We start from the raw sequence: 12,078 nt of genomic DNA on the forward strand, positions 1-12,078 counted from the left end.
ACAGGAGGCGCCACCCTGTTGGAGCAGTGCCGTCCGGTCGTCCGTGCTCGGACGGAGCCACCACCTGATCATTTGCCGTCGGTCATGAGCATGGCTAGTGTCCCGCATCACGTGGTCGGTGATGCATGCATCATCGGTGCGGCGCCCCCGGCCGCGTTCCCCGATCGGCACGCGGCACGCGGAGGAGCGCTGATGGCTGCGAGTGGCGAGATCAAGGTGAGCATCCTGGACTGCGGCATGATGACCGCGGACCTGACGTGGTTGCTCCTCAAGCCCGGGCGCTCGATCCGGCCCCGTCAGATGCGGGACCAGCCCACCGAGTGGGCCGACGTCCCGACGCACACGGTGCTCGTCGAGACCCCCGACGGCACGATCCTGTGGGACACGAGCTGCCCGCGGGACTGGGAGGAGCGCTGGGGCCCGACGGGCCTGCAGGACTTCTTCCCCTACGACAAGGTCAGCGAGGACGAGTACCTCGACTCGCGCCTGCGCCAGATCGGCGTCGGTGTCGACCAGATCGACTACGTCGTGCTCTCCCACCTGCACTTCGACCACTGCGGCAACGCCGACATGTTCAAGGACTCGTCGGCCAAGCTGGTGTGCAGCGACAAGGAGAAGGACTGGGCGTTCGGGTTCGACGGCCTGTTCAACGGTGCCCACCTCAAGACCGACTACGAGGGCCTGAACTGGGAGACGGTCTCGGGTGACACCGAGTTCCTGCCCGGCGTCACGCTGCTCCAGACCCCGGGACACACGCCCGGCACGATGTCGATGCAGGTCGACCTGCCCGACACCGGCACGATGATCTTCACCTCCGACGCCGTCTACATGGGCGAGAGCTACGGTCCGCCCACGACGCCGGCCGCGATCGTCAACGACATGGGCCAGTTCTACTCGTCGGTCGAGAAGATCCGCGGCGTCGCGGAGAAGACCAACGCCACGGTGGTGTTCGGCCACGACTCCGAGCAGATCCACCAGCTCAAGACCGTGGGCAACGGCGGCGGCCACTACACCTGAGGTCTGGCCACCTGATCCCTGACAACCCGATCGGAGATCTCACCGGTATGACCGTCCCCCCGGTCCCCACCGAAGAGTCGGTGTTCACGTGGGGCGCCCCGCCACTGAAGTTCGGCGCGGGTGCCTGCGACGAGATCGGCTTCGACCTCGCCCAGTACGGCGCGAAGCGGATCCTGCTGATCACCGACCCGGGCATGCAGCAGACCGGCCTGCCCGACCGCATCGCGGACCAGATCCGCCGCTACGACATGACCGTCGAGATCTTCGACGGCGTGCACGTCGAGCCGACCGACGACTCGATGAACAAGGCCGTCGGTTACGCCCAGCAGCAGGGTCCGTGGGACGGCTTCGTCGCCGTCGGCGGCGGCTCGGCGATCGACACCGCGAAGGCCGTCAACCTGCTGACGACCTTCCCCGGCGACCTGATGGACTACGTCAACAAGCCCGTCGGCAAGGCCCAGACCCCGCCGGGGCAGCTCAAGCCGCTGATCGCGGTGCCCACGACGGCGGGCACGGGCTCGGAGTCCACCGCCATGTGCGTGCTGGACATCCTCTCGCTGCGCGTGAAGACGGGCATCAGCAGCTGGCGGCTGCGCCCGACCCTCGCCGTCGTCGACCCGCTGCTGACGATGACCCTCCCCCCGGAGGTCACCGCCGCGTCCGGCATGGACATCGTCTGCCACGCGCTCGAGTCGTACACCGCGCGCTGGTACACGACGTTCGACCGCAAGAAGCCCGAGGAGCGGGTGACCTACTGCGGGTCCAACCCGGTCTCGGACCTCTGGTGCGAGAAGTCGATGTCCCTGCTCGCCCGCTCGTTCCGCACCGCGGTCGAGCGGGGCGGCGAGGACGTCGACGCCCGGATGGACATGATGATGGCGGCGACGTTCGCCGGCATGGGCTTCGGCAACTCGGGCGTCCACATCCCGCACGCCAACGCCTACCCCATCGCGGGGCAGGTCCGGGACTTCCACCCGGCCGGCTACCCGTCGGACGAGGCGATGGTGCCGCACGGCATGTCGGTGTCGCTGACGGCGCCGGAGGCCTTCCGGTTCAGCTTTGACTCCGCCCCCGACCGCCACATGGCCGCCGCGCGGATGCTCGGGCCGAACGCCGAGACGCAGAACAACGCGTCGGAGCAGCTGCCGCACGTGGTCACCGAGCTGATGCGCGACATCGGGATCCCGAACGGCATCGGCGCGGTCGGCTTCGGCGAGGGCGACATCCCGGACCTCGTCGACGGGACGATGAAGCAGCAGCGGCTGCTCGCGACCTGCCCGCGGACACCGACCGAGGACGACATCGCGGACATCTTCCGCAAGTCGGTCGAGAACTGGTAGACGCGTGCCGATCTACGACTACCGCTGCGACTGCGGCTCGCGGTTCGAGCGGCTGATCGGCCGGGACGCGCCCGCGCCGGCGTGCCCGGAGTGCGGTGGCGAGACGCGCAAGGTGCCGTCCCGCCCCGCGCTCACCGGGACCGCCGACCCGGGACCGTCCAAGGAGTACATGCCCCAGACGTGGAAGGGGACCCACCGCGGCAACCGGGAGTACGTCACCGGTCTGCAGCGACAGTGGGACAAGCGCGAGAAGCTCGAGGCGAAGCACCCCGAGCTCCGCGGGGACACCCGCCCCGTCGCGGCCCACGAGGGTCGCTACGAGCAGGCGCCCCTGCGGGCGGGGGAGCCCTACATCGGGCACTCGTCGTCGTCGGAGTCAGCACCGAAGAAGGACTCCGGGGGGTCCTCGGGTTCCTCGGGGCACGGCCATGGCCACGGCCATGGTCACGGGCACGGCCACTGAGAGCTGACGGCCGCCGGACCCCTCGGGGTCAGGCGGCCGTCAGCGCCCGCACGGTCTCGGCCACGGCCGCGACGCGGGCCGCGCGCACGGCGGTGGCGAGCGGGCGCAGGGCGTCGGTGCGCGCCAGCGTCGCCGACGACGACATCGCGCCGCCCGGGTCGTCGCCGGAGGCCGCGATCAGGATCGCCTCGACCTCGTCGGCGTGCTGGAGCACGCGCAGCGGGCGTCCGGGCGTGCCGGTGGGCCAGGTCGCGTGGGGACGGCGGCGCAGCCGGTCGGCGATCTCCTCGCGCACCCCGGCCTTCGGGCGGGCCACGTCCATCGCGGCCAGGGTGTCAGCGGCGTCGCGGACCGAGCTGCGCAGGTCGTGCTCGGCGTCGGACAGGCTCGGGTGCGCCGCCGGCGGCACGTCGTCGACGACGTGCACGGTCCAGCGCAGGACACCGTCGGCGACCGGCGCCGGCACGGCCGCGAGCCCCGCCCCCGCGAGCACGGCACACTCCCCGGCCTCCAGGGCCGCCGTCCGCAGCCCGGCGGGCCCCGGCAGCCCGCGGACGTCCCCGGGCGCGGGCATCACCAGCCGCGCGTCGGGGCCGGTCGGCGACACCCGCTGCCGGGCGAGGACCAGCAGCGACGCCAGCGCGGCGCCGGCGTGGTCCGGGGTCGGCAGGTCGGTCACGGCCGCCGTCGCGGCGTCGGCGGCGACGACGTCGTGGGCCTCGGACCACGGGGCCAGCGCGTCGAGCACGTCGTCGGCCGCGGCGGAGCCGGCGAGCCACGCCGCACTCCAGACAGCGAGGGAGGCACTCGCACAGGGCACCCGATCCACGCTACCGGCGCCTCCCGACCAGGGCGCGCCCGTCCACGTGGCGCGGCGGGGGACTCCCCGGCTGCCTCCCACGCAGTCAGGGTGACCCTCGCTCGACACCACAGCCGGCGCACGGGCGTGTCGGCCACGGACGATCGCCGCGCGCGGTTAGCGTCCCTCCGTGGCGAGGACGCAGGGCCGGGGGATGCACGGCTCCACCGGTGACCCCGGATTCCGTTCGACGGGCGGGGCGGTGCGCGCTCCGGGCCGGGGCGGCGGCGGGCCGTCGTCGGGCGCCGGGCGCACGGGCGGCCTGCCCGGGCTCGCGCCGCACAAGCCGGCCCGCGAGGTCGTGACCGTGGTCGCGGAGCCCGGGCTCGTCGTCGAGGACGCCGCCGAGACGTTCTGCGGCGCCGTGATCCGCGCCGACATCCGCGAGGTCGTGCTCGAGGACGCCGCCGGGCGCCGCCGGCTCTTCCCGAACAAGCCCGCCGCGTTCCTGCACGAGGGCCGGCCGGCGACGCTCGTCCCGCCCCAGCGCGCGACGCCGCCCACCCCGGCCGCCCAGCAGCACTCCGCCTCGGGCTCCCGGCGCGTCGAGAACGTCAGGGCGCGCACGGCGCTCCCGCACCGGATCTGGGTGGAGGGCCTGCACGACGCCGAGATCGTCGAGCGGGTCTGGGGCCACGACCTGCGCGTCGAGGGCGTCGTCGTCGAGCCGCTGCACGGCGCGGACGTGCTCGTCGACGCCGCGCGCGAGTTCGGACCCGGGCCGGACCGGCGTCTCGGTGTGCTGGTCGACCACCTCGTGACCGGGTCCAAGGAGTCGCGGATCGCCGAGGGACTGCGGCGCGATCTCGGTCCGGCGGCCGCCCACGTGCTGGTGCTCGGCCACCCGTACATCGACATCTGGGAAGCCGTGAAGCCCCGGACCGTGGGCATCGACGCGTGGCCGACGATCCCGCGCGGGATCGAGTGGAAGAAGGGCGTCTGCGAGGCGCTCGGGTGGGGTGACGAACGGGCCGGGGCGCGCCGGGTCCTGTCGTCGGTGTCGACGTGGACCGACCTCGAGACGCCCCTGATCACGGCGATGGAGCAGCTGATCGACTTCGTCACCGTCGGTCCCTGAACACACGCTGCCCGCAGGGTGCTCTCTGGCACACTCACACGCGTGATCCCGCTGCTGTGGGCGATCGCGGGGGTGGTGCTCGTCGCGGTCGAACTCGTGACCGGCACCTTCGTGCTGCTCATGCTCGGGCTCGCCGCGCTCGTCACGGCCGGGGCCTCCGCGCTCGGCGCCCCGCTCGGGGTCGACGTCGCCGTGTTCGGCCTGTCGGCCGCCGCCCTCGTGCTGCTCGCGCGGCCCGCACTGCAGCGCCGCTTCCGCACCGATCGCTCCGGCACGGTCAACGCCGGCCCGCAGGCCCTGCTCGGCGCCGACGCGGAGATCGTCGACCCGATCGCCACGGGCGACACCGGCACCGTGCGGATCGGGGGCGCGCTGTGGACCGCGCGCGCCCTGCACGAGGGCGACACCCTCGCCACCGGCGACCCCGTGGTCGTCGTCGACATCCGCGGGGCGACCGCGGTGGTCACCGGTCCGGGCCGCGCGCCCGACCCGTCCCACCCGTCCCACCCGCCCCTCCAGGGAGAGAGCTGATGGAGCCCGCGACGCTCGTGCTCTACGTGGTCATCGCCGCCGCGCTGATCCTCATCATCACGGCGGTGGTCAAGAGCATCACCGTGGTCCGCCAGGCCGAGGCCGCCGTCATCGAGCGGCTCGGGCGCTACCAGCGCACCGCCGCCCCCGGGCTGACGTTCCTCGTGCCCTTCATCGACCGCATCCGCGAGCGGGTGGCGCTCTGGGAGCAGGTCGTCTCGTTCCCGCCCCAGCCGGTGATCACGCAGGACAACCTGACGGTCTCCATCGACACCGTCGTCTACTACCAGGTCACCGAGCCGAGCAACGCCGTCTACGAGATCTCCGACTACATCAACGGCGTCCAGCAGCTCACCACCACGACGCTGCGCGACGTCGTCGGCGGGATGAGCCTCGAGGAGGCGCTGACGTCCCGGGAGACGATCAACTCCCGCCTGCGGCGCGCCCTCGACGACGCCACCGGTCCCTGGGGCCTGCGCGTCGTCCGCGTCGAGCTCAAGGCCATCGACCCGCCCCCGTCGATCCAGGACTCGATGGAGCGGCAGATGAAGGCCGACCGCGAGAAGCGGGCCATGATCCTCACCGCCGAGGGCCACCGCGAGGCCGCGATCGCCGAGGCGCAGGGCAACAAGCAGGCCGCGATCCTGTCCGCCGAGGGCGCCAAGCAGGCCGCCATCCTCGAGGCCGAGGCCGACCGGCAGTCGACGATGCTGCGCGCCCAGGGCGAGCGGGCCGCGCAGTACTACCAGGCCCAGGGCGAGGCGAAGGCGATCGAGAAGACCTTCGCCGCCATCAAGGCCGGGCGTCCCACCCCGGAGATGCTGGCCTACCAGTACCTCCAGACGCTGCCGCAGATGGCGCAGGGCGAGGCCAACAAGGTGTGGATGGTGCCGAGCGACTTCGGCAAGGCCCTCGAGGGCTTCACGAAGATGCTCGGGGCGCCCGGCGACGACGGCGTCTTCCGCTACACGCCGTCCCCGGACGACGGCCCCGCCAGCCGCCCCGGCCAGACCGATGACGACGTCGCCGACTGGTTCGACACCAGCACCGACCCGGAGATCGCCAAGGTCGTCGCCGCCGCGGAGCAGCGCGCGGAGGCGGCGACGTCGGCCGAGCCCGAGTCGAACGGCGCCGGGCGCCACGCGGGCGGGGACGTGACGCCGCCCGACACGGTCTGACCCGGCGGCCACCTCCTAGGCTGGGTGCATGCTCGATCGCGCCCTCGTCGACGGCCTGTTCCCGGCCGACCTGCCCGAGCCCGCCGAGCTCGAGGAGCGCTACCCCCCGCGCGGGCTGCCGGACGGCGCGCTGGTGACGCGGTTCGGCCCGAGCCCGACGGGGTTCGTGCACGTCGGTGGCCTCTACACGGCGATGGTGTCGCGCGACCTCGCCCACTCGACCGGCGGCGTCTACGTGCTGCGCATCGAGGACACCGACCAGAGTCGCGAGGTCGAGGGCGCCGACGAGCAGTTCCGCCGGGCGTTCGAGGCGTTCGACCTCCTGCCCGACGAGGGCGACATCCCCGTGTCCGCCGGCGAGTACGGCCCGTACCACCAATCGGCGCGCGCGGCGATCTACCAGAGCTACGTCCGCGAGCTGATGCGGCAGGGGAAGGCCTACCCGGACTTCGCCACCAAGGCCGAGCTCGCCGAGATCTCCGACGCCCAGCGCACGCTGAAGCTCCCCACCGGCTACTACGGCCGGTGGGCGCCGTGGCGCGACGCCGCGCAGGAGGACGTGCAGGCGGCGCTCGACGCCGGGAAGCCGTGGGTGGCGCGGTTCCGGTCCGAGGGCAAGGTGGGGGAGCGGTTCGCGTTCGCCGACCGCCTGCGCGGGCGGGTGGAGATGGAGGACAACCACAACGACGTGGTGATCCTCAAGAGCTCGGACAGCGCCGTCCGGCTGCCGACCTACCACTTCGCGCACGCGGTCGACGACCACCTCATGCGCACGAACCTCGTGGTGCGCACCGAGGAGTGGCTCTCGTCGGTGCCGACCCACCGCCAGCTGTTCGCCGCGCTCGGCTTCGAGCCGGTCGACTACGCCCACCTCGCGCCGCTGATGAAGCAGGAGGGCGGCTCCAAGCGCAAGCTCTCCAAGCGCAAGGACCCCGAGGCGTCGGTCGACTTCTACCTCGAGGCCGGCTTCCCCGTCCCCGCGGTGCAGTACTACCTGCGCGGGCTGGCCAACCCCCGCCTCGCGGAGATGCCGCTGCCGGAGGCGCTGGCGACCCCGCTGCGTCTCGACGAGTTCGGGCTCGCCGGGCCGCTGGTGGACACGGTCAAGCTCAGCGACATCTCCACCGACCACATCGCGACGCTGTCGGGCCCCGACGTCATGGCCGGCGTGCGCGCCTGGGCCGCCGAGTACGACCCCGAGGTCGTCAAGGTGCTCGACGCGAACCCCGAGCTCGCACTCGCGGCGATCGACGTCGAGCGCGTCGGCGTCGAGAACCCGCGCAAGGACCTCGCGAAGTGGTCGGACTTCCGGGAGGCCTACGGGTTCTTCTTCCCGGAGCTGTTCACCGACGTCACCGACCCCGCCGACGAGCGCTTCGGCGAGCTCGACGCGTCGCTGGTGCGCGCCGTCGCCACCGACCTGGCGGACACCTACACCCACGAGGGCGACCAGCCGACCTGGTTCCAGCAGATCCGCGACCTCGCGCAGCGCCACGGCTTCGCGCCCAACCCGAAGACGTACAAGAAGGACCCCGACGCCTATCCCGGCATGCTGCGCGACGCCGCCAACGTCGCCCGCGTGGCGATCACGGGCGCGCAGCGCAGCCCCGACCTCTACGAGGTCACGCGCGCGCTCGGCGCCGACGAGGTGGTCCGCCGGCTGCGCGCACCGGCCGGCTGAGCCGTGTACGTCCGCACCGACGACGGCCGCCGGATCGCCTACGACCGCGAGGGCTCGGGCGGGCGGCCGCTGGTGCTCGTCGGCGGGCTCGGGCAGGCGCGCCCGACCGACACGGCGACCCGGGCGCTGACCACCGCGCTCGCGGGGCGCGGGTTCGACGTCGTGCACCACGACCGGCCCGGCCGCGGGGAGTCGACCGGCGAGCCGCCGTTCACCCTCGACGGCGAGATCGCGGCGATCCGGGCGCTGGTCACCGAGCTCGGCGGGAGCGCCGCGCTCTACGGCAGCTCCTCGGGCGGGGCGATCGCGCTCGCCGCGGCGGCCGTGCTGCCGGAGGTCGACCGTCTCGTGCTCTGGGAGCTGCCCGCCGGTCTCGAGGGTGGCGACGAGGCGCGCGCGTGGCACCGGGGGATCGTCGAGCGCAGCGCGTCGGGCGACCACGAGGCCGTGCTGCGCCTCGTCACGGCGGACATGCCCCCGGAGTGGCTCGAGGGCATGCTCGCCGGTCCCGACCGCGAGCACCACCTGCGTCTCGCCCCGACCACGGCCGCCGACGCCGAGGCCCTCGCGTGGACCGCGGACGCGCTGCGCGACGGGACGCTCGCCCGCCGGGTCACGGTGCCCACGACGGTGCTCACCGGCACCAGTGCCTGGCCGTTCCTCGTCGAGGCGGCCGATGCGCTCGTCGACGCTCTGCCCGACGCCCGGCGCGGCGAGGTCCCCGGGGCCGGGCACGGCTGGGAGCCCGAGGACCTGGCGCGGGTCCTGGGCGACGTCCTCGGCAGCTGACGGAACATTCCGGCCGTGCCGCAGCGTCGGAGGGGCGAGATCGTCCCCGCCGACCCACGAAGAGGTGCGCCATGGCCGTCATCACCCGCGAGCGCCGATCAGCCCCTGCCACGACCCACGGTGGCGGCCCGCCGGGCCGGCGGCTGTCCCTCGCCGCCGGCGCGCTGGCGACCGCGGTGCTCGCCGGCGGCCTGCTCGGCGGCTGCAGCGGCGCCGCCACCTCGGTGAGCTGCAGCAACAGCAACTGCCGCGCGACGGTCAGTAGCGCGCCGGTCGAGGTCTCCCAGCCCGACACGAACCAGTCGACGCGCACACGCAGCAGCACGAAACGGCGCGCGCCGCGGAACAATGACGGCGTGGACTTCGGGGTGAACGCGATGGGGCCCGGCTGGGTCGACGTCGAGGACGACGGCGTCGTGACCCGCGTGCAGCAGGGCGGGACGTTCGTGGAGGACGGGTCGACGGTGCGCGTCGAGTCCTCCGACGGGCGCACGGCCGTCTTCTCGTTCCAGCGGCGATGACCCCGCTCCCGGTGCGGCTGCACCTCGGCTCCTACGCCCCGACCGCGGGGCTCGACCTGTCCGGCGTGGCCGTCACGGGCGACACGATGTTCCTCGCCCCCGACGAGGGCTCGGCGCTCCTGCGGCTGCGCCGCGAGCCCGGCGGCTCGCTGGGCTGGGAGGAGCCCGAGGAGGTGGCGCTCACCGAGGCGGTGGCGCTGAAGGGCGGGCCCGAGGACGAGGTGGACGCGGAGGGTCTCGACGTGGTCGACGGCTGCCTCTGGGTCGCCGGGTCGCACAGCGCCAAGCGCAAGCGGGTCAAGCCGGGGACGGCCCTCGACGAGATCGGTCCGCGGATCGCGGAGGTCTCGCCCGAGAAGTCCCGGCGGGTCCTCGCGCGCCTGCCGCTGCGCGACGGCGCCGACGGCCCGCGGACCGTGCCCGCGGGACAGGAGGTCGCCGGGCTCGGCGAGGCGGCGCGGCTGCCCGCGGGCAAGCGGGGGCTATGGGGCGCGCTCGCCGACGACGAGCACCTCGGCCCGTTCCTCGGCATCCCCGGCAAGGACAACGGCTTCGACGTCGAGGGCCTCGCCGTGCGCGAGGCGAACGCCGGCGGCGGGGTGGTCCTCGGGCTGCGCGGGCCGGTGCTGCGGGGGTGGGCGGTGCTGCTCGAGGTCGCGGTGCACGCCGACGGCGCGGCGCTCGTGCTCGACGGCGTGACGAAGCACTTCGTCGACCTCGAGGGCCTCGGCGTGCGCGACCTCGCCCGCGACGGCGACGACCTGCTCGTGCTCGCCGGGCCGACGATGGTGCTCGACGGCCCGGCCCGCGTCGTGCGCCTGCGCGGGGCGGCCTCGGCGGCGCTGCCGCCCGCGATCACGGCCGGCGAGGTCGAGGTGGTCACCGAGGTGGCGGTGGGCCGGGGCTGCGACCGCCCGGAGGGGCTGGCCGTCCTGCCGGAGGGCCTGCTCGTCCTCCACGACACCCCGGCGCCCCACCGCCTCGACGGCGACCACCTCGTCGGCGACCTGTGGCCTGCGGCCATGTGAGCACTTTCGCGTGCTCCAGCACGCGAAAGTGCTCACATGCGCGCAGCGCACCTCAGACGTTCATGGCGACGTACTTGATCTCGAGGTACTCGTCGATGCCGACGCTGCCGCCCTCGCGGCCCAGGCCCGACTGCTTCCAGCCGCCGAACGGGGCGCCGGCGTTGGAGACCATGCCCTGGTTGAGGCCCACCATGCCGGCCTCGAGACGCTCGGAGAGCCGGATCGCCCGGGTCAGATCCTTCGTGTACAGGTAGCTGACCAGCCCGAACTCGGTGTCGTTGGCGGCCCGGACCGCGTCGTCGTCCTCGGTGAAGGTGAAGATCGGCGCCACCGGACCGAAGATCTCCTCCTTGGCCAGGCGGGCGGAGGTCGGGACGTCGGCGAGCACCGTCGGCGGGTAGAAGTAGCCCGCCCCCGACGGAATCTGCCCGCCGGTGCGCACGGTGGCGCCCTTCTGCACGGCGTCGTCGACGAGCTCGGCGACCTTGTCGCGCTGGTCGGCCTCCACCAGCGGGCCGACCTCGACGCCCTCCTCGGTGCCCCGGCCGACCTTCATCTCACCCATCCGCTCGGTGAGCTTCTTCGTGAACTCCTCGGCGATGTCGGCGTGGACGTAGAAGCGGTTGGCCGCGGTGCAGGCCTCGCCGATGTTGCGCATCTTGGCGAGCATCGCGCCCGCCACGGCCTCGTCGACGTCGGCGTCGGCGCACACCACGAACGGCGCGTTGCCGCCGAGCTCCATCGAGGTCTTGAGCACCTGCTCCGCGGACTGCTCGATGAGCCGGCGTCCGACCTCGGTGGAGCCGGTGAACGAGAGCTTGCGGATCCGGCCATCGCGGATCAGCGGCTCCATCACCTTGCCCGTCGAGGAGGTGGTGACGACGTTGAGCACGCCGTCGGGCAGGCCCGCCTCGGCGAGGATGTCGGCCAGCTTGAGGATCGTCAGCGGCGTGAGCCCGGCCGGCTTGATCACCATGGTGCAGCCCGCCGCGATCGCCGGGCCGATCTTGCGGGTGCCCATGGCCAGCGGGAAGTTCCACGGCGTGATCAGCAGGCACGGGCCGATCGGCTGGCGCATCACGAGCACCCGGCCGGCGCCGTTCGCGTTGACCTTCCACTCGCCGGCGATCCGCACGGCCTCCTCGGAGAACCAGCGGAAGAACTCGGCGGCGTAGGTGATCTCGGCCTTCGACTCGGCGAGCGGCTTGCCCATCTCGAGGGTCATGAGCAGGGCGATGTCGTCGGCCCGCTCGGTGACCAGCTCGAACGCGCGGCGCAGGATCTCGCCGCGCTCGCGCGGGGCGGTCGCCGCCCACGAGGCCTGGGCCTTCGCCGCGGCGTCGAGGGCCGCCATCCCGTCGGCGGGGGAGGCGTCGGCGACGTCGCAGAGGAGCTCCCCCGTCGAGGGGTCCTCGACGCCGAACGTCCGCCCGTCGGTGGCGTCGCGCACCGACCCGCCGATGATCAGGCCCTTGGTGACCTCGTCGATCACTCGGCGTTCGCGGTCGCTCTCGGCCATGGGTCCCCTCCCGTCGGCTGCCCCGTCGTACGGGGCCGGTCGGACGGCGGAGTGCCCTGGGATCCACGCCGCTA

12 protein-coding genes are annotated in these 12,078 nt (G+C 73.4%); 10 read left to right on the top strand and 2 right to left on the bottom strand.

Translation table 11 applies throughout. The features are described from left to right. Nucleotides 1-192 precede the first annotated feature (192 nt). From WCD41_RS13410 to WCD41_RS13420, 3 genes are read left to right on the top strand one after another with little or no spacing between them, the layout of a single operon-like run. Nucleotides 193-1,017 carry an N-acyl homoserine lactonase family protein gene (locus tag WCD41_RS13410; protein WP_337713918.1) on the top strand — a complete coding sequence of 275 codons (825 nt, stop codon included), beginning with the start codon at nucleotides 193-195 and terminating at the stop codon, nucleotides 1,015-1,017. Nucleotides 1,018-1,064: 47 nt separating this feature from the next. After that, nucleotides 1,065-2,357, top strand: coding sequence for a hydroxyacid-oxoacid transhydrogenase (locus WCD41_RS13415; protein ID WP_133828788.1), 1,293 nt, complete (start codon nucleotides 1,065-1,067; stop codon nucleotides 2,355-2,357). A gap of 4 nt (nucleotides 2,358-2,361) precedes the next feature. Continuing rightward, nucleotides 2,362-2,820, top strand: coding sequence for an FmdB family zinc ribbon protein (locus WCD41_RS13420; protein WP_337713919.1), 459 nt, complete (start codon nucleotides 2,362-2,364; stop codon nucleotides 2,818-2,820). Between the two features lie 28 nt (nucleotides 2,821-2,848). Here WCD41_RS13420 and WCD41_RS13425 read toward each other — a convergent pair whose 3' ends face one another. After that, on the bottom strand, nucleotides 2,849-3,640 hold the full coding sequence (locus WCD41_RS13425; RefSeq protein ID WP_337713920.1) for an Rv1486c family protein: 792 nt from the start codon (nucleotides 3,638-3,640) through the stop codon (nucleotides 2,849-2,851). A gap of 169 nt (nucleotides 3,641-3,809) precedes the next feature. On the opposite strand from WCD41_RS13425, the gene WCD41_RS13430 reads away from it, so the two are divergent. The 7 genes from WCD41_RS13430 (at nucleotide 3,810) to WCD41_RS13460 (ending at nucleotide 10,485) form a co-directional block, all read left to right on the top strand. Then, nucleotides 3,810-4,757: a DUF3097 domain-containing protein gene (locus WCD41_RS13430; RefSeq protein WP_337713921.1), complete on the top strand. Its 948-nt coding sequence runs from the start codon at nucleotides 3,810-3,812 to the stop codon at nucleotides 4,755-4,757. A gap of 42 nt (nucleotides 4,758-4,799) precedes the next feature. Next, the gene (locus WCD41_RS13435) at nucleotides 4,800-5,288 is read left to right on the top strand and encodes an NfeD family protein (protein ID WP_337713922.1); all 489 of its coding nucleotides are present in this window, start codon (nucleotides 4,800-4,802) and stop codon (nucleotides 5,286-5,288) included. Beyond that, nucleotides 5,288-6,466 carry an SPFH domain-containing protein gene (locus tag WCD41_RS13440; protein ID WP_337713923.1) on the top strand — a complete coding sequence of 393 codons (1,179 nt, stop codon included), beginning with the start codon at nucleotides 5,288-5,290 and terminating at the stop codon, nucleotides 6,464-6,466. The genes WCD41_RS13435 and WCD41_RS13440 overlap by 1 nt, the downstream gene beginning before the upstream one ends. A 28-nt stretch (nucleotides 6,467-6,494) precedes the next feature. After that, entirely contained in the window at nucleotides 6,495-8,147 is a 1,653-nt protein-coding gene (locus tag WCD41_RS13445) for a glutamate--tRNA ligase (RefSeq protein ID WP_337713924.1), read from the top strand. Between the two features lie 3 nt (nucleotides 8,148-8,150). Further along, the gene (locus WCD41_RS13450) at nucleotides 8,151-8,936 is read left to right on the top strand and encodes an alpha/beta fold hydrolase (RefSeq protein ID WP_337713925.1); all 786 of its coding nucleotides are present in this window, start codon (nucleotides 8,151-8,153) and stop codon (nucleotides 8,934-8,936) included. 71 nt (nucleotides 8,937-9,007) lie between these two features. Continuing rightward, on the top strand, nucleotides 9,008-9,457 hold the full coding sequence (locus WCD41_RS13455) for a hypothetical protein (RefSeq protein WP_337713926.1): 450 nt from the start codon (nucleotides 9,008-9,010) through the stop codon (nucleotides 9,455-9,457). Beyond that, on the top strand, nucleotides 9,454-10,485 hold the full coding sequence (locus tag WCD41_RS13460) for a DUF3616 domain-containing protein (protein ID WP_337713927.1): 1,032 nt from the start codon (nucleotides 9,454-9,456) through the stop codon (nucleotides 10,483-10,485). The genes WCD41_RS13455 and WCD41_RS13460 overlap by 4 nt, the downstream gene beginning before the upstream one ends. A 52-nt stretch (nucleotides 10,486-10,537) precedes the next feature. Here WCD41_RS13460 and WCD41_RS13465 read toward each other — a convergent pair whose 3' ends face one another. Then, complete coding sequence (locus tag WCD41_RS13465) at nucleotides 10,538-12,004, bottom strand: NAD-dependent succinate-semialdehyde dehydrogenase (RefSeq protein WP_337713928.1); 1,467 nt, start codon at nucleotides 12,002-12,004, stop codon at nucleotides 10,538-10,540. Nucleotides 12,005-12,078: the final 74 nt, after the last annotated feature.

The sequence above is a fragment of the Actinomycetospora aeridis genome (genome assembly GCF_037400275.1).
Classification (GTDB): domain Bacteria; phylum Actinomycetota; class Actinomycetes; order Mycobacteriales; family Pseudonocardiaceae; genus Actinomycetospora; species Actinomycetospora aeridis.

Bases quoted from the DNA above. Each gene is read 5' to 3' on its own strand.
- WCD41_RS13410 (WP_337713918.1), top strand. From the start codon at position 193: ATGGCTGCGAGTGGCGAGATCAAGGTGAGCATCCTGGACTGCGGCATG.
- WCD41_RS13415 (WP_133828788.1), top strand. From the start codon at position 1,065: ATGACCGTCCCCCCGGTCCCCACCGAAGAGTCGGTGTTCACGTGGGGC.
- WCD41_RS13440 (WP_337713923.1), top strand. From the start codon at position 5,288: ATGGAGCCCGCGACGCTCGTGCTCTACGTGGTCATCGCCGCCGCGCTG.
- WCD41_RS13445 (WP_337713924.1), top strand. From the start codon at position 6,495: ATGCTCGATCGCGCCCTCGTCGACGGCCTGTTCCCGGCCGACCTGCCC.
- WCD41_RS13455 (WP_337713926.1), top strand. From the start codon at position 9,008: ATGGCCGTCATCACCCGCGAGCGCCGATCAGCCCCTGCCACGACCCAC.
- WCD41_RS13460 (WP_337713927.1), top strand. From the start codon at position 9,454: ATGACCCCGCTCCCGGTGCGGCTGCACCTCGGCTCCTACGCCCCGACC.
- WCD41_RS13465 (WP_337713928.1), bottom strand. From the start codon at position 12,004: ATGGCCGAGAGCGACCGCGAACGCCGAGTGATCGACGAGGTCACCAAG.